This is a genomic window from Xanthomonas sp. WHRI 7945 (assembly GCF_035026585.1).
In genome coordinates this window covers 150033-175335 of record NZ_JAYIQP010000010.1, presented here as the reverse complement: position 1 = coordinate 175335, position 25303 = coordinate 150033, and the positions used below count along the sequence as shown (strand labels likewise).

At 66.1% G+C, this 25303-nt stretch carries 16 protein-coding genes and 3 CRISPR repeat arrays; of the genes, 5 read left to right on the top strand and 11 right to left on the bottom strand.

The genetic code is table 11. The features are described from left to right. The first annotated feature begins 452 nt into the window (after positions 1-452). Positions 453-2609, top strand: a complete 2157-nt coding sequence (gene dcp / locus VDQ83_RS10565) for a peptidyl-dipeptidase Dcp (RefSeq protein WP_455434882.1) — start codon at positions 453-455, stop codon at positions 2607-2609. A gap of 421 nt (positions 2610-3030) precedes the next feature. After that, the gene (gene lepB / locus VDQ83_RS10560) at positions 3031-3660 is read left to right on the top strand and encodes a signal peptidase I (RefSeq protein ID WP_455434881.1); all 630 of its coding nucleotides are present in this window, start codon (positions 3031-3033) and stop codon (positions 3658-3660) included. 116 nt (positions 3661-3776) lie between these two features. Here lepB and VDQ83_RS10555 read toward each other — a convergent pair whose 3' ends face one another. Beyond that, positions 3777-4811: an MBL fold metallo-hydrolase gene (locus VDQ83_RS10555; RefSeq protein ID WP_455434887.1), complete on the bottom strand. Its 1035-nt coding sequence runs from the start codon at positions 4809-4811 to the stop codon at positions 3777-3779. A 133-nt stretch (positions 4812-4944) separates the two neighbouring features. Here VDQ83_RS10555 and VDQ83_RS10550 point away from each other — a divergent pair, with 133 nt between their 5' ends. After that, positions 4945-5577, top strand: a complete 633-nt coding sequence (locus VDQ83_RS10550; RefSeq protein ID WP_309919356.1) for a TetR/AcrR family transcriptional regulator — start codon at positions 4945-4947, stop codon at positions 5575-5577. 191 nt (positions 5578-5768) lie between these two features. After that, a CRISPR array of direct repeats spans positions 5769-6035; the repeat unit is 28 nt; unit sequence TTTCTGAGCTGCCTACGCGGCAGTGAAC. A gap of 91 nt (positions 6036-6126) precedes the next feature. Continuing rightward, a CRISPR array of direct repeats spans positions 6127-8495; the repeat unit is 28 nt; unit sequence TTTCTGAGCTGCCTACGCGGCAGTGAAC. Between the two features lie 90 nt (positions 8496-8585). Further along, positions 8586-9454: a CRISPR direct-repeat array (repeat unit 28 nt; unit sequence TTTCTGAGCTGCCTACGCGGCAGTGAAC). Positions 9455-9582: 128 nt separating this feature from the next. On the opposite strand, the gene cas6f is transcribed toward VDQ83_RS10550, so the two are convergent. The 10 genes from cas6f to VDQ83_RS10500 form a co-directional block, all read right to left on the bottom strand. After that, positions 9583-10149 (bottom strand): type I-F CRISPR-associated endoribonuclease Cas6/Csy4, encoded by a 567-nt coding sequence (cas6f, locus tag VDQ83_RS10545; protein WP_309919353.1) that lies wholly within the window; start codon positions 10147-10149, stop codon positions 9583-9585. A gap of 9 nt (positions 10150-10158) precedes the next feature. After that, positions 10159-11208: a type I-F CRISPR-associated protein Csy3 gene (csy3, locus tag VDQ83_RS10540; RefSeq protein ID WP_309919350.1), complete on the bottom strand. Its 1050-nt coding sequence runs from the start codon at positions 11206-11208 to the stop codon at positions 10159-10161. A gap of 27 nt (positions 11209-11235) precedes the next feature. Further along, positions 11236-12219, bottom strand: coding sequence for a type I-F CRISPR-associated protein Csy2 (gene csy2 / locus VDQ83_RS10535; protein WP_263396230.1), 984 nt, complete (start codon positions 12217-12219; stop codon positions 11236-11238). Next, positions 12216-13571, bottom strand: a complete 1356-nt coding sequence (gene csy1 / locus VDQ83_RS10530) for a type I-F CRISPR-associated protein Csy1 (RefSeq protein WP_455434880.1) — start codon at positions 13569-13571, stop codon at positions 12216-12218. Before csy1 ends, csy2 begins: the two co-directional genes overlap by 4 nt. An 88-nt stretch (positions 13572-13659) precedes the next feature. Further along, complete coding sequence (gene cas3f / locus VDQ83_RS10525) at positions 13660-17073, bottom strand: type I-F CRISPR-associated helicase Cas3f (RefSeq protein WP_309919344.1); 3414 nt, start codon at positions 17071-17073, stop codon at positions 13660-13662. Next, positions 17070-18056, bottom strand: coding sequence for a type I-F CRISPR-associated endonuclease Cas1f (gene cas1f / locus VDQ83_RS10520; protein ID WP_263396227.1), 987 nt, complete (start codon positions 18054-18056; stop codon positions 17070-17072). Before cas1f ends, cas3f begins: the two co-directional genes overlap by 4 nt. 195 nt (positions 18057-18251) lie before the next feature. Then, positions 18252-18602 carry a VOC family protein gene (locus VDQ83_RS10515; RefSeq protein WP_309919339.1) on the bottom strand — a complete coding sequence of 117 codons (351 nt, stop codon included), beginning with the start codon at positions 18600-18602 and terminating at the stop codon, positions 18252-18254. 70 nt (positions 18603-18672) lie between these two features. Further along, a complete protein-coding gene (locus VDQ83_RS10510) occupies positions 18673-19401 on the bottom strand; it encodes a helix-turn-helix domain-containing protein (protein WP_455434886.1) in 729 nt (242 codons plus the stop codon). Positions 19402-19527: 126 nt separating this feature from the next. Then, on the bottom strand, positions 19528-20787 hold the full coding sequence (locus VDQ83_RS10505; RefSeq protein ID WP_263396224.1) for a cation:proton antiporter: 1260 nt from the start codon (positions 20785-20787) through the stop codon (positions 19528-19530). A 298-nt stretch (positions 20788-21085) separates the two neighbouring features. Continuing rightward, positions 21086-22054, bottom strand: a complete 969-nt coding sequence (locus VDQ83_RS10500; RefSeq protein WP_455434879.1) for a LysR family transcriptional regulator — start codon at positions 22052-22054, stop codon at positions 21086-21088. Between the two features lie 108 nt (positions 22055-22162). On the opposite strand from VDQ83_RS10500, the gene aceB reads away from it, so the two are divergent. Next, positions 22163-23806, top strand: a complete 1644-nt coding sequence (gene aceB / locus VDQ83_RS10495) for a malate synthase A (RefSeq protein ID WP_455434878.1) — start codon at positions 22163-22165, stop codon at positions 23804-23806. A 135-nt stretch (positions 23807-23941) separates the two neighbouring features. Next, complete coding sequence (gene aceA / locus VDQ83_RS10490) at positions 23942-25237, top strand: isocitrate lyase (RefSeq protein WP_455434877.1); 1296 nt, start codon at positions 23942-23944, stop codon at positions 25235-25237. Positions 25238-25303 lie beyond the last annotated feature (66 nt).

Sequence of the window (25303 nt, the reverse complement as noted above, 5' to 3'; positions counted from 1 at the left end):
CGTCGCAGCCGTCGCGGTGCCGGCCATGCTCCCTGTGGGAGCGACTTCAGTCGCGACGCGGAAACCTTCACTCCGCATCGAAGGCATGTACCGCGGCTGGATCGGCGCCGACGGCGTGCCGCATGTGGCGATCTTCAAGGACGAGGCGTTGCCGCTGCCGGGGGCGCTGTAACCGATGTGCGAGCCGGCTGGCGAGCGCCAGCCGGTCCTGCATTCCGGGCAAGGCCCGTCGCGACTGAAGTCGCTCCCACAAAGGAGCGTCGCAGCCGTCGCGGTGCCGGCCATGCTCCCTGTGGGAGCGACTTCAGTCGCGACGCGGAAACCTTCACTCCGCAGGCAACTCTCGGCGGCGGTCGGCCCGCCCCAGATCCAATGGCACATGCCGCCCCCACGCAAACCGCGTAGCGTGCGCGGCTGCCCCGCCATCATGTCCCTGTCAGGAGTTCCACCCCATGTCGCGTACTGTCGTTCTGGCCGCCGCCATCAGCTTGGCGCTGGCGGCCTGTTCCGGTAAGGAGTCCACCCCCGTGCCCGCCGCCCCCGCCGCATCGCAAAGCCCCGCCCCCGCCGCCGCCAACCCGCTGTTGAGCGCCAGCACGCTGCCGTTCCAGGCGCCGCCGTTCGACAAGATCAAGGACGCCGACTACCTGCCCGCGTTCGAAGAGGGCATGAAGCAGCACCTGGCCGAGATCCGCAAGATCGCCGACAACGCCGAGCCGGCCACCTTCGCCAACACCATCGAGGCGATGGAGCGCAGCGGCGAGACCCTGAACCGGGTCAACCGCATCTTCTTCGGCCTGGTCCAGGCCGACACCAACGACGAGCGCCAGAAGATCCAGGAAGCGGTGGCGCCGAAGCTGGCCGAACACCAGGACGAGATCAGCCTGGACCCGAAGCTGTTCGCGCGGATCAAGTCGATCTACGACCAGCGCGATACGCTGAACCTGGAGCCGGAGCAGAAGCGCCTGGTCGAGCGCGACTACGAAGAATTCGTGCGCGCCGGCGCGCAGCTGTCCGATGCCGACAAGGCGACGCTGCGCAAGCTCAACGTCGAGGAAACCACGCTGGCCACTCAGTTCCACACCAAGCTGGTCGCGGCCACCGCCGCCGGTGCGGTGGTGGTGGACGACAAGGCCAAGCTCGATGGCTTGTCCGAGGGCGACATCGCCTCGGCCGCGCAGGACGCCACCGCGCGCAAGCTCGACGGCAAGTACCTGCTCGCGCTGCAGAACACCACCCAGCAGCCGGTGCTGGCCTCGCTGAAGGACCGCGAGCTGCGCACCCAGGTGATGGCCGCCTCGCAGTCGCGCGCCGAGAAGGGCGACGCCAACGACACCCGCCAGACCATCCAGCGCCTGGCCCAGCTGCGCGCGCAGAAGGCCAAGCTGCTCGGCTTCGACAGCTACGCCGCCTACAGCCTGGGCGACCAGATGGCCAAGACCCCGGCCGCGGCGCTGAAGCTGCTCACCGACACCGTGCCGGCGGCCACCGCCAAGGCGCGCAGCGAGATCGCCGAGATGCAGAAGGTGATCGACGCTCAGAACGGCGGCTTCAAGCTCGCCGCGTCGGATTGGGACTTCTACGCCGAGCAGGTGCGCAAGGCCAAGTACGACCTGGACGAATCGCAGATCAAGCCGTACTTCGAGATGGACAACGTGCTCAAGAACGGCGTGTTCTACGCCGCCACCGAGCTGTACGGCATCACCTTCAAGGAACGCACCGACATTCCGACCTACCACCCGGACATGAAGGTGTACGAAGTGTTCGACCAGGACGGCACCTCGATGGCGCTGTTCTACACCGACTACTACAAGCGCGACAGCAAGTCCGGCGGCGCGTGGATGGATGTGTTCGTCGAGCAGGACGGCCTCACCGGCGCCAAGCCGGTGGTCTACAACGTCTGCAACTTCACCAAGCCCGCGCCCGGCCAGCCGGCGCTGCTCAGCTTCGACGACGTCACCACCATGTTCCATGAGTTCGGCCACGCGCTGCACGGCATGTTCTCCAAGGTGAAGTACCCGTCCATCGCCGGCACCAGCACCTCGCGCGACTTCGTCGAGTTCCCGTCGCAGTTCAACGAGCACTGGGCCTCGGATCCGAAGGTGTTCGCGCACTACGCCAAGCACTACCAGACCGGCGCGGCGATGCCGGCCGAACTGGTGGAGAAGATCAAGAAGGCACGCACCTTCAACCAGGGCTATGCGACCACCGAGTACCTGTCGGCGGCGCTGCTCGACCTGGCCTGGCACACCCAGCCGGCCGACGCGCCGCTGCAGGATGTGGACAAGTTCGAAGCCGACGCGCTGAAGAAGTTCAAGGTGGACGTGGCCGAAGTGCCGCCGCGCTACCGCACCACCTATTTCGATCACATCTGGGGCGGCGGCTACTCGGCCGGCTACTACGCCTACTTCTGGTCGGAAGTGCTCGACGACGACGCGTTCGAGTGGTTCAAGGAGAACGGCGGCCTGTCGCGCAAGAACGGCGACGTCTTCCGCGCCAAGATCCTCTCGCGCGGCAACACCGTCGACCTGGCCACCCTGTACCGCGATTTCCGCGGCAAGGACCCCAGCGTCGAACCGCTGCTGGAGAGCCGCGGCCTGAAGGACTGAGGTTCGCCTCGCGCCATGCGCTGATCGAGAACGGGATGGCCAGCGGCCATCCCGTTTCTCGTTGCGACGCAGGCCGGCGCCGGCGGCTCCTGTAGGAGGGGCTTCAGCCCCGACAGCATCCTGCGCCGGCAGGCGCGTTTCGAGCGGCATGGTTTCCGAGCCGACCGCCGACTTCGTGCCGCACCGATAGCCTTGGCCACTTAACGCCGCGCTCTCATGGAGAGCATCCACTGCCTGCTGGGTGCACTGTGGGAGGGGCTTCAGCCCCGACAGCATCCGAAGCCGAGGACGCATCCGCGCCCGGCTACCGATGGTGCAAGCGCGCCCATGCCTTCCGTCACTGGCACGCCGTGCCGCGTCGCGCGCACTGTCGCAATGGCAATGCCGCGATGTCCTCCCGCCCGAATCCCACAGGTGCCCCATGACTTCGACCGACCCGCAAGTCTCCCGCCTGCACCGCGCCGCGCGCTGGACGCGCAAGGAACTGCTGCCGATCGCGGTGATGCTGCTGTTGCTGACCGCCGCGCGCTCCTCGTTCGCCAACCACTACACGGTGCCCAGCGGCTCGATGCAGCCGACCCTGCAGCCTGGCGACCGCGTCGCGGTGGACATGAGCGCCTATGGCCTGCGCGTGCCGTTCACCGAGTGGCGGGTGCTCGAGCGCGGCCGGCCGCAGCGCGGCGACGTGGCCATATTCGACTCGCCGCGCGACGGCACCCGCCTGATCAAGCGCGTGGTGGCGGTGGCCGGCGATCGCGTGGACCTGCGCGACGGCCACCTGAGCATCAACGGCCAGCCGCTGCGGACCGGCAGCGCCGGCGACGAGGAACGGTTCGGCGATCGCATCGCGCATCTGGACCTGGACATCGGCGGCGGTCCGGACCTGCACGACCTGCGCGTGCCGCCCGGCAAGCTGCTGGCGATCGGCGACCACCGCGGCAACAGCCTGGACGGCCGCTACTTCGGCTTCGTCGATGCCGACCGCGTCTACGGCAAGGCGCTGGCGGTGTACTACCGCCGCGGCGAAGGCCTGGAGTGGACGCGGCTATAAATGATGATGCGCGCGTGTCGGCCGCGTCGTGCGACCGGCGCGCGCAGTCTGCGCATGGTGTGCCGGCGCAGATCGCGGACCCGCGCCGGCGTGCGTGATGTTTCCGCTTCAGCGCTTCAGCGCGCCGCCGCAGGAACCTCGGCCAACGTGCGCCACCAGCGCGTGCCGGCGACCGGCGCGTCCAGGTCCACCCGCTCGCCCATGCGCGGCGTCGCCAGCGGCACGTCGGCAGCCGCAGCCAGCGCGACGATGCGCTCGAACGGTTCGTGCCAGGCGTGCAGGGCCAGGTCGAAGGTGCCGTTGTGGATCGGCAGCAACGTGCGCCCGCCCACGTCCAGGTGCGCCTGCAGGCTCTGCTCCGGCTGCATGTGCACGTGCGGCCATTGCGCATCGTAGGCGCCGGTTTCCATCAGGGTCAGGTCGAACGGGCCCAGCCGCTGGCCGATCGCCTTGAAGCCGTCGAAGTAGCCGCTGTCGCCGCTGAAGAAGATCTTCAGCGCGCGCTCCTGGATCGCCCACGAACACCACAGCGAGCGCCCGCTGTCGAACAGCCCGCGCCCGGAGAAGTGCTGCGACGGCGTCGCGGTCAGCGTCACCCCGTCCACGGTGGTCGATTGCCACCAGTCCAGCTGCCGCACCTTGGCCGGGTCCACGCCCCAGCGCAGCAGCAGATCGCCCACGCCCAGCGGCGTGACGAACACGCCGACGCGGTCGGCCAGGCGGCGGATGGTCGCGCGGTCCAGATGGTCATAGTGGTTGTGCGACAGGATCACCCCGGCGATCGGCGGCAGGTCGTCCAGCGCGATCGGCGGCGCATGGAAGCGCTTGGGGCCGGCGAACGCGAACGGCGAGGCACGCTCGGAGAACACCGGATCGGTCAGCCAGAAACCGCCGCGCAGCTTCATCAGCACGGTGGAGTGGCCGAGCCGGAACAGGCTGTGGTCCGGCGCGGCCAGCAGCTGCGCACGCGTCAGCGGCAGCACCGGCAGCGGCAACGCCGGCACCGTGTGCGCCGGCTTGTTGAACAGGAAGTCCCACATCAGGCGCAGCGTCGGGAAAAAGCCCAGCGCGCTGGTCGCGGTGGGGACGGCATTGCGGAAGCGCCCGTGGCGGTACTGCGGCGAGGCCGCATGCGACGGCGGGCGGGACATCTGGCAGACGGCAGCGAGCACGGCGGGACTCCATCAAGGGTAGGTCGGCGCTTGGGAGGCGCCGACAGGAAATTACACTACACAGTGTAGTTTCCTTTCCGGAAAAGTAAACCGCCCGGTGTAAAATGCCCGCATGCCCAGTTCACCCGCCCCTGCGCCGCCCCCGGCGCGCCTGACCGAGCGCAAGCGCCAGGCCATCCTGGAGGCGGCGATCGCCGAGTTCCGCAGCCAGGGCTTCGACGCCACCAGCATGGACCGCGTCGCCGCCAGCGCCGGCGTGTCCAAGCGCACCGTCTACAACCACTTCCCCAGCAAGGACGCCTTGTTCGCCGAGATCCTGCGCGGGCTGTGGCAGCGCAGCGCGGACATGCTCAGCGTGCCGTATCGGCCGGACCAGCCGCTGCGCGAGCAGCTGTTGCAGTTGCTGCAGCAGAAGCTGCGGCTGCTCGACGATCCGGCCTTCATCGACCTGTCGCGCGTGGCCATCGCCCACGGCGTGCACTCGCCCGAGCGCGCCCGCGACCTGATCGCGCAACTGGGCAGCAAGGAAGAGGGCGCCACGCGCTGGATCCGCGCGGCCCTGGACGACGGCCGCCTGCAGCCGCTGGATCCGCAGTTCGCGTCGCAACAACTGGAAGCCCTGGTCAAGGGCTTCGCGTTCTGGCCGCAGATCGCCATGGGCCAGCCGGCGCTGAGCGCCGAGCAGCAGGCGCAGGTGGCGGAGTCGGCGGTGGACATGTTTTTGCGGCATTACGCGGGTGGGTGAGTGCGGGTGGATGCTGAGCTGCCTATGTGGCAGGCAGCTGCTAGCACTGATCGCTCTCGGGGTTCACGCCTTTTGAGCTGCCTATGCGGCAGTGAACGTTGCTCGCCGGCTGCGCTGCCAGCAGCTCGGTTCCTGAGCTATCTACGCGGCAGTGTGAACCTACGCGAAGCTGAAGGGTCGGAAAGACCCCATTTCTGGGCTGCCTACGCGGCAGTGAACGTTAGCAGGCAGATGTTCGAGTGGGCGCAGATTTTCTGAGCTGCCTACACGGCAGTGAACTCGCCGCCGCGCCGGCGCCGGAGGTGTCGGGTTTTCTGAGCTGCCTACACGGCAGTGAACGGCTGCTGGGCCGCCGCCGCGGCCTTTCCCTTTTCTAAGTTGCCTACGCGGCAGTGAACGCAGGGGCAGGCTATGCGTCCTTCGATAGCAATTTCTGAGCTGCCTACGCGGCAGTGAACGATCGACGTGGGTATCCCCGACGAGCTGCGATGTTCCTGAGCTGCCTACGCGCAGTGAACTCTGTGCCGGGCCGCCAGGACTCACGACCTGTTTTCTGAGCTGCCTACGCGGCAGTGAACCTGTGCAATCTGCCACTTCTCGCCGCGCTCCATTTCTGAGCTGCCTACGCGGCAGTGAACTTTTAGGAGCAGCACATGAGCAGCGAACCGAATTTCTGAGCTGCCTACGCGGCAGTGAACCCGCAAAGATCCAACTGGACCCGTTGTCGGAGTTTCTGAGCTGCCTACGCGGCAGTGAACGCAGGTGCAGGCACTGCGGAACTTCTACGACTTTTCTGAGCTGCCTACGCGGCAGTGAACTACAACCGGGAGAAGCGCGAGGTGCGCGCGCATTTCTGAGCTGCCTACGCGGCAGTGAACCTCAGCGATGAATTTTTTACGCTGCCATCCTGTTTCTGAGCTGCCTACGCGGCAGTGAACACTACCTGACGTCGCGGCTGATCCAGACACTTTTTCTGAGCTGCCTACGCGGCAGTGAACCATGTGTTCTACACCGCAGAGCAGGGAACCGATTTCTGAGCTGCCTACGCGGCAGTGAACACCGGAACATTCTTGGCCTGGAATGCACAGATCTTCTGAGCTGCCTACGCGGCAGTGAACGTGATGCGATCCTTGCGATCGCCAAGTTTGCTTTTCTGAGCTGCCTACGCGGCAGTGAACTCGCCGATGATCTTTAGCGGAATACCGTGCAATTTCTGAGCTGCCTACGCGGCAGTGAACCCGAAGATGAGGCCCACGATGAAGGTGTCCATTTTCTGAGCTGCCTACGCGGCAGTGAACCAGTAGCGGTTCACCGATGGCGGCCACGGGAGTTTATGAGCTGCCTACGCGGCAGTGAACTGACCTCCACTCGCAGCGTGCCGTCGCTCGTTTTTCTGGGCTGCCTACGCGGCAGTGAACATGGCCGAAGATCATCAGCCGCAGTAGGACCAGTTTCTGAGCTGCCTACGCGGCAGTGAACATGTACGTGCGCCGCCACAGGAACCGGTAATGTTTCTGAGCTGCCTACGCGGCAGTGAACTACGCGCACTGGCTCGTGTTCGGCACCTCCCTTTTCTGAGCTGCCTACGCGGCAGTGAACATGACGGCGCAGACCAAGGGCATAAATTTGCTTTATGAGCTGCCTACGCGGCAGTGAACTCGTCAACGTCTTCCAGGTCGCGCGCGACCAATTTCTGAGCTGCCTACGCGGCAGTGAACAAGCCCATCAGCGACTTGCCCATGTTCGAACGTTTCTGAGCTGCCTACGCGGCAGTGAACCCCATGCTGGCGGCGCGATGCGCGACTGCTGATTTCTGAGCTGCCTACGCGGCAGTGAACCGGCACGGACGCCTGCCACAGCAGGTTAGCTTTTCTGAGCTGCCTACGCGGCAGTGAACACGCTGGTACTTCGTGGACATCGGCCGCATCCTTTCTGAGCTGCCTACGCGGCAGTGAACTCGTTCCGGCCCTGGAAGTTCGGCCGCGCGAATTTCTGAGCTGCCTACGCGGCAGTGAACTCCGCAACGACCGGTGACTACAAGGCCGATCATTTCTGAGCTGCCTACGCGGCAGTGAACTGCCCATCATTGATGTTTGCGGCACTGACGATTTTCTGAGCTGCCTACGCGGCAGTGAACCTGCACCAGCTGCTTGACGTTCGCGTTGACCTTTTTCTGAGCTGCCTACGCGGCAGTGAACGAAGTGAAGTTGCGTTTCAACGATGACGAACTTTTCTGAGCTGCCTACGCGGCAGTGAACGTGTACGCGATCAGCTCGCCGTTGACGCGGGTTTTCTGAGCTGCCTACGCGGCAGTGAACCTGACTGTGCTCGCTCCGTCGGTTGCCGGCGATTTCTGAGCTGCCTACGCGGCAGTGAACACGCAGTTGCGCAACTCTTTCCTGGACTACGTTTTCTGAGCTGCCTACGCGGCAGTGAACATTCCCGGCGATGGCCTGGGCGAACTCGGTCGTTTCTGAGCTGCCTACGCGGCAGTGAACGATGGTCAGGTTCTTGGCGTACTCTGCGGCACTTTCTGAGCTGCCTACGCGGCAGTGAACATATTCAAAGACCCGCCGCCACTTTCTTGCGATTTCTGAGCTGCCTACGCGGCAGTGAACGCGATTGCCAGCGGCGACAGGGCCAGGCTCTTTTTCTGAGCTGCCTACGCGGCAGTGAACCCCCGAGGCCGGCGTGACCTACACCGCCCGGTTTTCTGAGCTGCCTACGCGGCAGTGAACATCCTGACCGGCAACGGGTTCGCCGTGATGGTTTTCTGAGCTGCCTACGCGGCAGTGAACCGCGGCGCACTCTCAATCGGCCGCCACTTCATTTTCTGAGCTGCCTACGCGGCAGTGAACAAACAAGGGGAAGGGCATGAATGAGATTGAGCTTTCTGAGCTGCCTACGCGGCAGTGAACTGTTCTTTGGGCTAGCGAAGGCCAAACCGAATTTTCTGAGCTGCCTACCGGCAGTGAACTTGGACATTCCCACGCTTGACTGCGCGGTCTTTTTCTGAGCTGCCTACGCGGCAGTGAACGGATGGCGGCCCGTAGCCGTTGCAATGCGAGCTTTCTGAGCTGCCTACGCGGCAGTGAACAGCATTTCATCGGCCGCCGGCGGCGTGTGCATTTTCTGAGCTGCCTACGCGGCAGTGAACATCGACGTAGTGAAGTGTGTCCGGCCGATCGTTTTCTGAGCTGCCTACGCGGCAGTGAACCCTTCTTCTGGGCAACGGTCATGTTCTGGTACTTTCTGAGCTGCCTACGCGGCAGTGAACTCGTCAACGTCTTCCAGGTCGCGCGCGACCAATTTCTGAGCTGCCTACGCGGCAGTGAACAAGCCCATCAGCGACTTGCCCATGTTCGAACGTTTCTGAGCTGCCTACGCGGCAGTGAACACCGCAGACCTGGTCTGGGTGCACCGCGATCGTTTCTGAGCTGCCTACGCGGCAGTGAACGCACCTACATCCCATCCGACGTGATCGGCAAGTTTCTGAGCTGCCTACGCGGCAGTGAACGTGCCCGGTCGCCGCCGCGTAGTCGCCGATGTTTTCTGAGCTGCCTACGCGGCAGTGAACCATGGCGTCGGCCCGTCGCGCCGTCTTGTCCATTTCTGAGCTGCCTACGCGGCAGTGAACCCATCACTTACGGCAGCCAGTACCGTGCAATCTTTCTGAGCTGCCTACGCGGCAGTGAACGTGGTGTCGTCCACGCCCTTGCGCTTGGTCCATTTCTGAGCTGCCTACGCGGCAGTGAACCATTTGGTGCAACGCTCCGGCTTCAGGTGCCATTTCTGAGCTGCCTACGCGGCAGTGAACATGATGAAGCGCCTGGGCGTGACGCCGGAGATTTTCTGAGCTGCCTACGCGGCAGTGAACAAGACAAAAATTTACCCAAGTGCTTGAAAGCTATAGTAACCAAGCGCAAAAAAGCCATCCTCCCTTCCGAGAGGATGGCGTCTAAGTGGTTGATTGTTTGAGTATTTTACTGGTGCGCTAAAAAAGGGTCAGAACCAGGGAACGGTGGCCTCATGGCTAAGGCCATAGCTGTTGAACAGACCTTGCCTGGCTTCTTGCAGCATTGGCCCATGCCGAATGAACAACGGAAAAGCCGCCTGGCCAGTGCTTCGGCTACCAAGTGTGACGAAGGGAAGCCGGAGGCGCTCGGCTGCCGCGTCGGGGAGGCGTTCGATTGCGGTATCGGCGTCCCAGCCGTGCCGTCGCATAGCGCGGCGTCGGAGGCGTGCGGGGCTGCTCTTGGCCTGGACGCGCGTCACCTGCCGGTGCGAGGTTCCGCCAGGTACTAGGGCAATGCCGGAAATCGACAGATGGTCGCCCATGCCCTTGAGCCAGGACGTCGCCATCAGCCCCTGCAATGCAGATTCTGTACCGTGCAGGCGCAGGTGCGAACCCAGGCTTGGCGCCTTGTCGTCGTAGCCGGGGAAGCTGACGCCTATATGCGAGGTGCCCAGTTCCACCAAGCCACGGTGCAGGCGTGCGTACAAGGCTCCCAACAGGTGATGGGGCGCGATGTCCGGGTCGGGCCTGAGCTGGAGGTCGAGATAGTGCTGCATCGTGCCACCTCAGCCTGCGTCGCCGAATACGCCGCCACGGATCAGCGTGGCGATGACGAAATGCTGCTGTTCCAGGCCCGGCGTCTTGTCCTTGATCACCCAGGCGTCGAGCAGGTTGTAGAAGTCCAGCTTCTCCTTCGGCTGACGGTAGGCCTTGCCTTGCGTGGTGACCGAGCCGTACGGTTCCACCGCAATCGCGCCATTTTCCTCCGCCTCCGGGTACCAGGTGTCGATGGTGCGCAGCGCATTGCCGATCTTCTGCGAATGAATGGCGGCCACCGCCTTGTCGCCTTCGCCGACCGCGTAGAGGGTCTTGCTCTTCTTGCTTGTGGCCTTGTCCAGGATCAGCTCCTGCGACGGGAACACCTCCTGGCCTGCGCCGAGGCGAACGAAGGCCGTGACTTGCAACAGCACGTGCGAGCGGCCGGCCAGTCCGGCGGCGATCAATTCGGCCAGCGTCCGCAGGTCGTCGGTTTCGCCTGCCGGTGGGGTCAGGGTGCGCAGCGCGTGGTCGTGTGCCTGGAAGCTCCATTGCGCGGCAGCGCTGCCGTCGCGCAGGTGGATCACCTGTACTTCGACCTGCTCAGCGCCGATCCGGTTGCGCCACAGGAAACGGCCATTGGCCAGGTTGGCGGCGTAGCGCCGGGCCAGCTCGTCGAAGCCGTGTTGCTGCGCATAGCCGCCGACGGTGGCGAGGAGCTTCTTGCGGTAGTCGGCGTCGTTGCAGGCCGAGGGTTCGCCGGCACCGCCCAGGATGCGCAGGGTGAACTGCACTTTCAGCGTATCGGCATCCAGCGGCAGCGCGGCCACGTCCACGGTCTGCAGGTTGGGGTTCTGGATGGCGGCATCGAGCTTGGCCGGGTCGGTCTGCTCCTTGCTCTTGTCCTTGAGCCGGTTGGAGATGGTGCCGCGCACGGATTTCTCGCGCACCTTCACTGGCTGCCAGTTGCCGGCATCGCTGCGGCCGTTCCAGCTGCCGGCGAAAAACAACGCGTCGGAGGGATCGAGCTTGCGCTCGAAGGCGAGGACGGAAGCGGTCTTGAGGGTGTCGTTGGCCATGATGGAATTCCTTGTCGTGATGGACGATCAATCGAAGTTGGTGTCGGTGGCGGGGCGGTAGTCGTTGCGGCAGCGATACAGCCCGGCATCGGGCTGGCTGTCGGCGTACCAGAGCAATTGTTGCGGGGAGTGCAGTCGGTGCGGGCTGAGCCATTCGCCGGCCGAGTACAGGCTCTCGACGAAGCGGAACGGCGTGCTGGCGTCGCGTGCGTTGGCGATGCTGCCGGGCGCATGCAGGTCGCCTAGCGCGCCATAGCCCACCGGGATCGGCACGATCCAGCCTCGGCCGGTACGGTCGTTGCGCCATTCGCCTTTGCCGTCATCTGGGTCCTGCGTGTAGCGCCAGTTGATGCGTGCCAGCGACAGCCATGCGTCCAGTCGGGTGCTGCCGGGCGCGTGTGCCTGAAGCTCGGCCAGCCGCATGTCGAGCAGGTCGTCGCGGGCCACCAGCGTGAAGCCGGGCAGCAGGCGTAGGCGCAGTTTGCGGAAGACTGCGTGCCGGTCGTCTTCGGTGCCGGTCAGGGCGATAGCTTGCGGCTGTTGGCGATGGCGGCCGACTTGCAGCGGTGGCAGCACGCTGCCTCCGGCCACGCGCATGCCTGCCAGAAGGTTGGCAACGGTGGCGAGGTCCAAGGCCTGGGTGGCCGGATCGCGTACCCAGCGTTCGCCTTGCACCGCGAACACCAAACTCAGCTCCAAGTGGATGCGGCCTTCCTCGACGATGGCGGCGGTGCCGCCGTCCTTGCTCACCGGGTTGCGGGTGAGCCGGAATGCCTTGACGAAGCCGCCCTCGGTGACCTGCTCCTGGTGGTCGTGGCAGACCACGCCGACGGCATGGAAGGCGATGTCCAGTCCGGCGGCCCGTGTCTTACGCTCCAGCGCCCACATCAGGCCCAGGAAGGCGGTCATCGATGGAAAGCCGTGGGTGAGTGGGCTGGAGACGGCGTTGGCGTTCTGTACCCGCAGGCGCGGCAGCACCAGCAGATGATCGAATGCCGGGCAGGCGCTCATGCTGCACCTCCTGCCGACGCACGGCGGCGCATCGGCACAGGCCACGCCGCATCGACGATGGCTTGGGCGGCCCAATGCTGGAACTGGTCGTCGCCGAGGCCCGCAATCCTCGCCTCGCGTAATTGGTCGTTGAGCCAGTTGGCGAAGCGCCCAGCGATCTCATCGGGCCAGTCGCCGAAGTCGTAGGCTTCTCTGAAATCGCGATCGTCTTGCTGCCATTCTGGGCGTTGCGGGTCTTCGCGGTCCGGCAGATCGATCCGAGCCGGGTCTAGCCACAGTCGCTCGCACAACGGCAGTTGGCAGTTGGGATCGCGCGTCCAGCCAGGCTCGAAACGGGCGTGGATGGTACTGGCGAAGTAGGCCAGTTGCAGGCCTAGTGCTTGCTCGATCGCTTCTCGCGTTTTCCTGATGGCGTCGTTCTTGGGAGGATTAGTCAACAGGAAGTCGCTCAGCGTCTTGATCAGTTGCCGCACGCCCTCGAACCAGGCGAAGCGTTCCAGCGCCGAGTCCAGATCAAGCAGGCTGCGCGGACGCTCCTGGGTCCAGCGCGGCGGCAGTGAGGCCAGCAGATAGTTCACGCCGCCGCGATCGCTGTTGAGCTGGCTGATGTTCTGTGGCTTGGTGCCGCCCAGCTTGCGTGCGACCAGGTGGCGGTAGTCGCGATAGATCTCGTCGAACGGCTGCTTGTCGCGATAGGCCTGTCGTGCCGCTTTGTTGTCCTCGCCGAAGCGCGCCTCCCGGATCTCGGCATGTACGGCATGTGTCAGGCTGCTGGAGAACAGCGGCTGCAGCAGGTGGTACTGGGTGTCGTCGGCCGGCTCCTCACCGGCCAGCCAGTAAACCTGCTTAGCTGCCTCGTCCGAGCTGGGCTGCGGGTCGCTGCGCACCAGGCTGCCAAATGCTCGCATCCAGTCGGTCGCCACTGCGGCATCGGCGTTCAGCGCGTCGCGCAGGTCGTCGTCGCCGGCCTGCATCCAGTCGAGCAGGCGCCGCCCCTCGATGTCCAGTTTGAGGAACTTGAACACGTCCAGCGCAGCGGCATTGCCGACCACGTCCTCGGCGTAGTCGTCGCCAAGGACGTGGCTACCGATTTCGACGTGTCGCGGTAGTGCGGCAGGCGCGACATGCAGGCTACTGCCACGTGCATCTGGGTGTGTGGCCTTGAGCACATGGGTCACCGCCTGGATCTGTCCGACCCGGCGCGCCGCATCGGCCAGCCAGATGCCATATTCGTACTTGGATGCCGTGTCGGCACCGTCGTCCTTGCCCTTCAGCTTGGCCTCGCGCCGGGTGTCGATGAATGTGGCGATGGCGGAGCGGAAATTTTTGCCTCTATCGGTCAGTTCTTTCATTCCCTCTATTCCCCTAAGATCGTGTTCCATTGATCCAAAGTGCTGTCGATCTTTACTACCCTGCTGTCTGTCCTCTTCTAGTGGATATTTACTTCTGCTTGGCGAATCCTAGCCATGGGTGGAACCTCCATCCTTGCTTGCTCTCCGGAACCTCCACCGTCGCCAGCCGTTCGGCGCAATGCTGCAGGGAGAGGTTGAGGTGCTCGGCCTGCTCGGCGAGCAATGCTATGAGGTCGAACTCGCCCCACGGCGCGATACGCGGGCCGGGATCGAGTTGGATGTCATGGCGCTGGCTGCGCTCGACGGCGGTATAGAGCTTCTCGTCGCGGCGGATGTTGCTTTCCTCGATGCGGTGCAGGACAAGCTGTTCTTCTTCATCGTCGGGTAGCAGGACCAGCGTGATCGAGGGCAGCGGATCGTCGCGGAATGGCTGTTGTTGCGGCAGTACGCCGGTCAGTGCGGCCCTTGGGTATTGCCAGGCGCACGCGGCATCCAATGGAAATGTGACGGCACTGCGGACCGAAGTGGATACGCTGGTGCGGGGCTTGGGTAGCATGCTGTCGGCCATGCGCGCGTGTTCCAGGTCTACCAGATTGTGCTGGGGCTGCTGCTTGGCGTGAGGCAATGGCTGGATACGTGGCAGCGCGGTCAGCGTGGTGTACTCGTCGGCCCGCAACAACTTGCCGAGCCGGTGGGTCTGCAGCCGGAAGCGTTCCGTGCGTGCGCCGTGGGCCTGCTCGAATCCAGGATGCACGAACGCTGGTGCGTCCTGTCCTATCTGTCGAAAATGGCGCAGATTGGTGTCGAAGATCAGCACGTTCGGCGCGGTGCCCGGCGTCCCGCGATGGCGCTGCACGCGCCCGGCAAGCTGGATCAGCGAGCGCATTGACGACGGTTCGGCCACCGCCCAGTCCGCATCCCAGTCGCGGCCGACTTCGCACACCGGGCTGGCGAGCACGATGAACACCTGTTGCTGCTCGGGGCCGGCGTCCAGCGCGGCGCGGATCGCGGGCAGGCGATAGACCGTCAAGCCGTCGCCACGACGATCAAACGCCGCGTCGAGCTGCTGCTCGATCGCCGAGCGTTGCAGCAACGGGAAGCGCGCATGGTAGACGCACAGGTGGATGCGCGTGCCCTCTGGGGCGCCAAGCCGGAACAGCGCCTGTGCCACGTCGAACAGCGGATCGATATTGGCCATGCGCACCAAGCCGAAGCTGACGCGCTTGCCGCTGACCGGATCGGCTTGCGCGTGAGCGGCGTGCAGGTCCAAGCAGGCGGTGCGGACGTGCCCCGCGAATTCGGCATGGATCTGCTCGCGCTGGCGCGACTGAAGTTGCAGCGGCAGCAGCGCGCCCCGCCGCAGCGGCTCGGCCTTCTGCAGCCGCGTGGAACGCCGGCCGACGAATTGCAGGTGCTGCTGCGCGAAGGACGCCGCGTCTGGACAGGCGGCCGTCTGCACACCGAATTCATCGGCCCACAGGCATTGCACCATCACCGCCGCATCCGCGTTGCCGCCGTCGGCGCCGCGGTTGCGTTGGTAGTGCATGCGCCCGGCGCGATAGGCCGCATACATTCCTTCGAGCAACGCTGGCGGCAACGTTGCCGAGGACAGCAGCACACGCGTGCCCAGCATCCCGGCCCAATGCACCAGTCTGGTTAACGCGGGCAGGTCGTCCAGATCGTAGTCATCCAGTTCGTCGAGGATCAGGTCGGCGCTCATCAGCCGCAGCATCGGCGCGATTTGGCGTCCTGCGCGCAGCGATTCGGTGGCCGGAACCATATGATCCACGGTGCAGACCAGCATCGGCGCGGACAGCAGCTTGCGAATTTCCGGGTCGTGCAGCGCGCGGGATAGTAGCGGGTGGTCGGCGGTGGTGCCGTCGTACAGGATGTGGCTGTCCTCCTCCAGCAGCGACTGAACCGAAGCCGATCCGTGGGACTCGGCTTTCTGTTGGTAGTAGTCGAACAGCGCTTGGCTGGCCGAGCCGCCTACGCGAATGGCCAGTTCGTCGTCGCTCAAGTGCAGGTCGGTGCGGTAGCTACGGCCGGTCTGCAAGGTCAGCGAGCGCAATCCGAGTGCATAGGTCGCGCGCATGCCGTGTTGCGGATCGGCCAATGCATAGAGGATGCGTGCATTGCCCAAGGTCTTGCCGCAGCCGGTGGATGCCATGTTGACAATGAACGCACCCTGCGCACGTGCCGCTTCGCGCAACGCGGTCGCCGCATCGGCCGCCTTGTCCTGCCAGGCGAAGCGGGGATCGGCACTGCGCTTGCGCAGGCCGCGGTGCTGAGCCAACCGAGGCAGGTGGCGCTCGAAACCGGGCAGGGCATGGGCGATCAGGCCGGTGGTATGGGTCACGCCCAGCAAGTGTTCCACCAAGGACTGGTTGGGCACCGTGGTACCGGCCTGGTTGCGGGTCGTATTGGCCATCAGCCATGTATCCGCTTGCAGATGCGGCCTGCGCTCGGGGACAGGCTGGTCGTTCTTGTCCAGTCCCAGTCTGGAGTAGGCATGATCAGCCAGCATCAGGCTGAGTCGCGCCAGGTGCATCACGTATGGATTGCCCAGCCAGTCGTCGTCGCGACGCCCGCGCAGTTCAGCCAGGCGCTTTGCCAGGCGCGCAGCCTTTGCACGCCACGCCGGCGTGGCGACCGGCAGTGGACCTGCGGGATTCCAATACGGCTCTATCCTGGTGCGTTCGAAGGGCTGGTGGATCTCGTTCCAGTCGTGCCCGACCAGCGATAGCGGCGCCTCCAGCCACATGGGATTGAAGGTGCGGGCACGGCGCCCTAGCCAGCCCTGAGTGCCGTCCTCGTTAGCGACCGGTATCAACGGCAGGCGGTGGTGCGTCAAGACCAACCAGGCTATCGCCGCAGCGAGGGGCGGCAACTGTTCGAATGGACGCCCAGGGTCGGTATCCAGGCCATCGCGGCGGTAGCGTCCGTCCGCTGTCCAGCTGAGCGCGTCGCTGCCATCCGGATCGGACAGGCGGCGTAGCCAGCCTGCATCGTCGTCCTGGCCGACGAAGGCCTGAAACATGCGCAGCGACACCCATTCGTGGCGATAGAGGTTGCGTTCCTGCAAGTGCCCGCGCAGCCGCGCCTGGAAGGCAACACTTACCTTGCCCAGGTCATGCAGCAATGCGGCTAGTTGCGCCAGCAGCTGGATGTCTTCCGCGCGATGCCAATCGTTCTCGTCGCCGCGACGCAGCACATTGCGCGTGGTGGTGCCTGTCGGCACTGCACCCTGCGCGTTGAAGCGGCCAGCGTCCCCAACGATCCACAAGAGTTCGCTGTGGTCCAGGCCGCGGATCCAATGGCAAGCGACGGCGGTATTCTTGCGCGCGGTGCGGCGCAGGAGCTTGCGCAGGGTATCCAGGCCCGTTTGGGTAATCGGCGTCTGCCAGGTGCGGTCGCCGCGGCGCTCGGCGAACTGGTCGAGGATGCGCCGGGTCTCGGTCAGTGCGCGCTTGTCGCACTGGGACACCAGCAAGATGTTCATGCTGCACCGTCGCGCTTCAGCGAGGCCGTCGCCAGCGCCACCTCCTTGAGTGTCTCGATCATGAAATCCAGCGATTCGCTGCGGGCAAGCGCTTCGATGCAGTTTTGCCGAAACGCTTGTTCGTCGTCCCCGCGCATGGCCGACAAGAACGCCTGCGGGAGGATGCTGGCATCTTTGACTAGGTCGGCGGCATCGAACACCAGCCCGCCGCGCCGGGTTTTCCCGTGCAGGACTGCCAAGCCATGCGGCAGCCCCAGCACCCATGTCGCGGTCGCCCCCAGCCCATAGGCGAGATAGTTGCCGTGATCGAGAAAACGGTTGGCCGGATCGTTGCCGGCGCCGCGTTTGGCGCGGGTGAACTCGCCGTAGCCGACGGTGTCCACGGCCAGCTTGAACAATGCCTTGGTCAGGCGTGCCTCTTCGGTCAGCAGGGCCGTGTTGTCCTGCGCCAGTTCGATGTTCCTGGAACTTCTTTCCAACAACTCCTGCAGGCGGGCGGCGGGAGGGGCGAAACCAGCATCCTTTAGTGGGCGCAACAGCCATTGCTCGCCGATGCGCCGGTTGCGTGCTTGTTGGAATGCTTTGGCCGCGCATAACCGCAGGTCGTCATCGAACCAGAACCTGACCCAGGCCTGTAGATATTCGGTAGGCCGGTATTCGCTCTGGGGAGAGAACCAAGTGACCTCGACGTCCATTTCGTTCGCCGTGAACAGCGGCGTACCGCCACCGCCGCAGAAGCCCACCAGCACGCCTGCCTTGGCCAGCTCGCGCATGGCGGCCTGGGTAATCGACGTGCCCGTTCCTAGTAACAGCGTTGTGGTGTTCGCGATCGGAATGTTCCAGTACAGCGAACGCTTTCCCGCGTCGGTCACATACTCGACGCGCCCGCCGTTGACCAGCACACGGCAATGCTGGAGATAGTAGAGATTCGCCCGTTTGGAATGCAGGATCGTTTTCAGATCCGAAGCTGGCAGTGCGTCCATGTACCCCTTGTGGGCCGGCAGCCGTTGCGCTCGCATCGGATCCGCGGCCTGTTCAGGCTTGGATATTAGACCCAAGTTGTCGTGTTCTTGGGTCTAGGTTGTGGACAAATTTTTTGGCGAGCATGGACCACTGCAACAGATGGCCGACATCGGTCGTGATCGCTCCGCCCCGTGCGCAGGTGTGGTGCTTGTGGCTCAGTCCTCCGACCACACCGCCAGCTCGTAGCCGTCCTGGTCGGCGAAATGGAAGCGGCGGCCGCCGGGGAATTCGAACAGCGGGCGGACGATGCGGCCGCCGGCGGCTTCGATGCGCGCCTGGGTGTCGGCCAGGTCGTTGGAGTACAGCACCACCAGCGCGCCGCCGGGCTGCGCGGTGCCGTGGAAGAAGCCGCCGCTGAGGCGGCCGTCGCGGAATTCGCAGTAGTCCGGGCCGTAGTCCTGGAAGGTCCAGTCGAACGCCTGGCCGTAGAACGCCTTGGCCGCGGCGATCGAGGCGACGGCGAATTCCAGGTAATCGATGCGGTGCTGCTGGTCGGCGCGGCTCATGGCGGGCTCCGTGAAAAGGGAGGCCAGTATCCATCGCCACGCCGTCGCCGGCTTGGCGAAAACGGCCAGCTCAACGCGCGTGCCGCCGCACCAGCTCGCGTGGGCTGAGCCCGGTCAGCTGGCGGCTGTCGCGAACCAGGTGCGGCGCGTCGCCGTAGCCGGCCTCCAGCGCCGCCGCGGTCAGGGTGGCGTGGCCCGATGCCAGGCGCAGGAAGCGTTGCAGGCGCAGGATGCGCTCCAGGGTCTTGGCGCCGTAACCGAACGCGTCCTGGCAGCGGCGCCGCAGCGAGCGTTCGCTGATGCCCAGGCTGCGGGTCAGTTCGGCCATCCGCGGCGCGGTGTCGCCGGCCAGCTGCGCGAACACCCAGGCCATCGGCAGGTCCGCCGCGAGCGGGCGGCTGGCGCACAGCGCGTGCAGCAATGGCAGCGGATCGGCGCCGTCCTCCAGCCGCGTCTGCCAGTCGCGGCCGCGTCCGTCCCACAGCGCCTCCAGGGCGATGCGTTGGTCGGCGATGGCATGCAGCGGGACGCCGAGCAGGCTCGCGCCCGCGCCGGCGGCCAGGCGCACGCCGCTCAGCACGCTGCCCGGTGCCAGCGCCACGCTGCTGGCGCCGCGGTCCGGCCCGGCCACGAACAGCGCGCACCCGTCCCAGATCAGGTCCACGCAGCCGTCGGGCAACACTTGTGTCGGCAGCGGATCGGCATCGCCCTGGCGGAAACGCCAGCTGCAGCGCAGGCGGTCGCGCAATGCCGGCGGTGCATCAATTTCGGCGTAACGGGAGGGCGTGGGCAAGGCGATGGTCATCGGGGCGATCGGCGTTGTGTGCACGGTACGGCCTGCGCGCGGAAGACACGAGCAGCATTCGCCAGCCGCGCGCGCTGCCGGTTCGCCGAGGGCACTGCGGCGCCGCTCGGCCGCCGGCGCTCAGCGATGGGAGCGGCCAGCGCCGAGCGCGTCGCTGCCGGCCTGCCGCTGCCGGTGGAACCAGGCCACCATCGGGGAGGCCATCAGCGTGGTCACCAGGGTCATCCCGAACAGCAGGGTGAACAGGTCCGGGCCGATCAGGCCGCTGTCCAGGCCGATCTTGATCACCACCAGTTCCATCAGGCCGCGCGCGTTCATCAGCGAGCCCACGGTCAGGCTGTCGCGCCAGTCGTGGCCGCTCAGGCGCGCGCCCAGCGTACAGCCGAGCAGCTTGCCGAGCACCGCCACGCCGATCACCAGGACGAAGCCGGCGATGCCCGCGCCGGCGAGCGCGCTGGGGCTGGTGGCCTGGCCGGCGACCGCGAACAGCACCGGCATCAGCAGGGTGATCGCCAATGGCTCGATGCGTCCGGCCAGATGTTCCAGCAGGCGGTCCTCGCGCGGCAGGCAGATGCCGAACAGGAACGCGCCGAAGATCGCATGCAGGCCGATCCACTCGGCCGCCGCCGCGCACGCCAGCAGGCCGATCAGCACCCACACCAGCGCGGTGGGCGCGTAGCCGCCGTCGCCCACGCGCGGCCTCAGCAGGCGCGCATAGAGCGGGCGCAGGACGCCGAAGACCACGGCGACCAGCACCAGCACGCCCACCGCGGTGAAGCCGACGCCGCCGTGCGTGTTGCCGCCGGTCAGGGTCAGCACGATCGCCAGGAAGATCCACACGGTGGCGTCATCGATCACCGCCGCGCCCAGCGCCAGGCGGCCGGCCGGCGTGCGCGTCATGTTGCGGTCCTTGAGGATCCGCGCCAGCACCGGAAACGCGGTGACTGACATCGCCGCGGCGATGAACAGCGCGAACGGCCAGAAGCCGATGCCGTGCGGCGCGAAGCGCGGATACAGCCATGGCGCGGCGGCCAGGCCGAGCAGCAACGGCAGCACGATGCCTGCCAAACCGACCGTCATCGACGCGCGCACCTGCGCCTTGGTGCCGTCCGGCGCGCGCAGTTCCACGCCGACGACGAACATGAAAAGCACCACGCCGATGTTGGCCAGGCCGGACAGCGGCGGCAGGCTGGCGTGTGCGAACAGCGCGCCGTGCAGCTCCGGCAGCCAGGCGCCGAACGCGATCGGCCCGAGCAGCAATCCGGCGGCCATCTCGCCGATCACCGGCGGCTGGCCGACGCGTTGCAGCAACGCTCCGCACAGGCGCGCCACGCCGAGGATCACCGCCAGTTGCACCAGCAACAGCGTCGTTGGATTCATCGCATCAGCCCTTCCACTGGATCGGAGCGGCGCGTACCTGCAGGCGGTCCGCGGTGTGCATGGTCATCGGTCCTGTCCCCGGCGCCACCCGCCGAATGCGCCGCGCGCGGACGGTGCAGCGTCCTGGCTAGTCTATGCCGACCAAGGCGCGCGAAGCAGTCGCCGCCGGTGCGGGCATCCAGCTCGCCGGCCATTGGTCCGGCCCCCCGCAGGCAGCCGTGCGGCGGCGGCCGATCCGCCACCGTTGCAACCACGCCGATCCGCACGCACCGCCATGCAGGCGTGGCGGCAGCTTGGCTCAACGCTCCGACGGCCCGCTCTCGTCGTAGCCGCGCGGGGTGAACAGGTCCGGCTGGATCAGCTCGATGAAGGCGCGCGCCTGCGGCGACAGGAACTTGCCCTTGCGCACCACCACGCCATAGCTGCGGGTGGGGAAATAGTCGCCGAGCGAGCGCGTGGCCAGCTTGCCGCGGTCGGCCTCGGTGACGCAGATGGAGCTGACGATGGAGATGCCCATGCCCATCGCCACGTACTGCTTGATCACTTCCCAACCGCCCACTTCCAGCGCCACCGTGTACGGCACCCGCGCCTGCTGGAACACCAGGTCGACCAGGCGGTAGGTCACCTGGCGCTTGGGCGGCAGGATCAGTGGATACGGCGACAGGTCGTCCAGGGTGAGCTTGGGCTTGTTCGCCAGCGGGTGGTCGCGCGGGGCGATCAGCAGTTGCTCGAAGCGGTACACCGGCGCGTAGCTGAGGTCGGCCGGCACGTCGAGCATCGAGCCCACCGCCAGGTCCACCGCGTCCTCGCGCAGCAGGTCGGTGCCGTCGGCGCTGATCGCGTTGTGCAGGGTCAGGCGCACCTCCGGGTGGCGGGCGCGGAAGTTCTCCACGATCTTCGGCAGCAGGTACAGGATGGTGGAACTGTTGGCGGCGATGTTCAGTTCGCCAGCATCCAGCCCGCGTGCCTTCTCGCGGAAATCGGACTCCAGCCGGTCCAGGCTCTCCACCAGCGGCTGCGCCATTTCGTACAGCAGCTGGCCCTCGCGGCTGGGGATCAGGCGCCGCCCGCTGCGCTCGAACAGCACCACGCCCAGCTCCCGTTCCAGTGCCTGCAGCTGCAGGGTCACCGCCGGCTGGCTGACGAACAGCGCCTCGGCGGCGCGTGAGACCGAGCCCAGTCGCACCGTCTGGCAGAACGCGCGCAGCGGCTTCAGCCGGTCGGATTTGTAAGGAAAACGAGGGGTTGCGGTGCCGCGCGTAGGCATGGCGTGATAGATATAAGGTGAGCTTATTTAATGCATTGATAAAACTGTATTGTCAAATACTTGTGGCGGACGCACGGTGGCAGCCCGGAAACATCGAGGAACCCCACCATGTACGCCGCCGCCTTCGCCGCTTCATCCCCCTCCGCCGACCGCTCCACTCCAGGCATCACCCTGACCGCCTCGCTGGCCGGCCAGGACGCCTTGCTGCCGCCGGCGGCGCTGGCCCTGCTGGTGTCGCTGCACCGGGTGATCGAGCCCGAGCGCCAGGCGCGGCTGGCGGCGCGGCGCGAGCGCCAGGCCTGGTTCGACGGCGGTGGCCTGCCGGACTTCCGCGCCGACACCCAGGCGATCCGCGACGGCGACTGGCGCGTGGCGGCGCTGCCGGCGGCGCTGCAGGACCGCCGCGTCGAGATCACCGGCCCGACCGATCCGAAGATGGTCATCAACGCGCTGAACTCCGGCGCCAAGGTGTACATGGCCGACTTCGAGGACTCGACCGCCCCGACCTGGCGCAACCTGGTCGCCGGGCAACGCGCGCTGGCCGAAGCGGTGGCCGGTACGTTGACCTTCAGCGCGCCGCCGGCGCGTGACGGCAGCCAGGGCAAGCGCTACACGCTCAAGCCATACGACGAGCAGGCGGTGCTGATCGTGCGCCCGCGCGGCTGGCACCTGGACGAGAAGCACGTGCTGGTCGATGGCCAGCCGCTGGCCGGCGGCCTGTTCGACGCGGCGCTGTTCGCCTTCCACAACGGCCGCGCGCTGCTGGCCAAGGACCGCGGCCCGTACCTGTACCTGCCCAAGCTGCAGTCGATGGAAGAGGCCGCGCTGTGGGAGGCCGCGCTGTCGCACATCGAGGCGATGCTGGGCCTGCCGCAGGGCCAGATCAAGGTCACCGTGCTGATCGAGACGCTGCCGGCGGTGTTCGAGATGGACGAGATCCTGCATGCGCTGCGCGAGCGCATCGTCGGCCTGAACTGCGGCCGCTGGGACTACATCTTCTCCTACCTGAAGACCTTCCGCCGCCACCCCGACCGGGTGCTGCCCGAGCGCGGCCAGGTGACCATGACCCAGCCGTTCCTGAAGGCGTATTCGGAACTGCTGATCCGCACCTGCCACCGCCGCGGCGCGCATGCGATGGGCGGCATGGCCGCGCAGATCCCGATCGGCCACGACGAGGCGGCCAACGAGCAGGCGATGGCACGGGTGCGGGCGGACAAGCTGCGCGAAGTCAGCGCCGGCCACGACGGCACCTGGGTCGCGCATCCGGCGCTGATCCCGATCGCCCGCGCCATTTTCGACGAGCACATGCACGCGCCGAACCAGCACGACGTGCGCCGCGAGGACGTGCAGGCCGACCGCGACACGCTGATCGCGCCGTCCGCCGGCACCATCACCCGCGCCGGCTTCGAGGGCAACATCGAGGTCTGCGTGCGCTACCTGGCGGCATGGCTGGACGGCAACGGCTGCGTGCCGATCCACCACCTGATGGAGGACGCCGCCACCGCCGAGATCAGCCGCAGCCAGCTGTGGCAGTGGTTGCACGTCGGCGGCCTGCACCTGGACGACGGTACCGCGATCGACTTCGCGCTGTTCGACGCGTGCATGCGCCAACTGCCGGCGCGCCTGGGCGAGCGCGCGCTGCTGCCCGGCGGCAATCGCCTCGACGACGCCATCGCGCTGCTGGACGAACTGACCCGCAGCGACGATCTGGCCGAGTTCCTGACGTTGCCGGCGTACCAGATGATCGATTGATTGGACGGCAGGGATTCGGGATTGGAGATTGGGGATTCGCAAATGCGGATCCGGCGTCTTCCGAATCCTGCGCCACGTCCTTGTCTCCACCGCACCACCGTTTCATCGCCGTATCCATTCCGAGGAGAACGCAAGATGAGCACCACGCTGCAGACCGCCGAACAGATCCAGCACGACTGGGCCACCAATCCGCGCTGGGCCGGGATCACCCGCAACTACACCGCCGCCGACGTGGTGCGCCTGCGCGGCACCGTGCACGTGGAGCACTCGCTGGCCCGGCTCGGCGCCGAGAAGTTGTGGAAGTACCTGCACGAAAAGGACTTCGTCAACGCACTGGGCGCACTGACCGGCAACCAGGCGATGCAGCAGGTCAAGGCCGGGCTCAACGCGATCTACCTGTCCGGCTGGCAGGTCGCCGCCGACGCCAACCTGGCCGGGCAGATGTATCCCGACCAGTCGCTGTACCCGGCCGACTCGGTGCCGGCGGTGGTCAAGCGCATCAACAACACGCTGCTGCGCGCCGACCAGCTGCACCACGCCGAGGGCAAGGACGAGATCGACTTCCTGCAGCCGATCGTGGCCGATGCCGAGGCCGGTTTCGGCGGCGTGCTCAACGCCTTCGAACTGATGAAGGCGATGATCGAGGCCGGCGCGGCCGGCGTGCATTTCGAGGACCAACTGGCCTCGGTGAAGAAGTGCGGGCACATGGGCGGCAAGGTGCTGGTGCCGACCCGCGAGGCGGTCGAGAAGTTGAACGCGGCGCGCCTGGCCGCCGACGTGCTGGGCGTGCCGACGCTGCTGGTCGCGCGCACCGATGCCGAGGCCGCCGACCTGGTGACCAGCGACATCGACGCCAACGACCGTCCGTTCACCACCGGCGAGCGCACCGTCGAAGGCTTCTTCAAGACCAACAAGGGCCTGGACCAGGCGATCAGCCGCGGCCTGGCCTACGCCCCGTACGCCGACCTGATCTGGTGCGAGACCGGCAAGCCGGACCTGGAGTTCGCGCGCCAGTTCGCCGAGGCGATCCACGCCAAGTTCCCGGGCAAGCTGCTGGCCTACAACTGCTCGCCGAGCTTCAACTGGAAGAAGAACCTGGACGACGCGACGATCGCCAAATTCCAGAAGGAGATCGCGCGCTACGGCTACAAGTTCCAGTTCATCACCCTGGCCGGGTTCCATGCGCTGAACTACTCGATGTTCAATCTGGCGCACGGCTATGCGCGCCGGCAGATGAGCGCCTTCGTCGAGTTGCAGGAAGCCGAGTTCGCCGCCGCCGATCGCGGCTTCACCGCGGTCAAGCACCAGCGCGAGGTCGGCACCGGCTACTTCGATGCGGTGGCCCAGGCGATCCAGCAGGGCCAGTCCTCCACCACCGCACTGAAGGGCTCGACGGAGGAAGAGCAGTTCCACGGCGAAAAGGCCGCCTGACCTGCAGCCGGGCGTTCGTTGTCGCCGATCCCCACGGGAGGGGAGAGCCCGGGTTCGCCCGGGCTT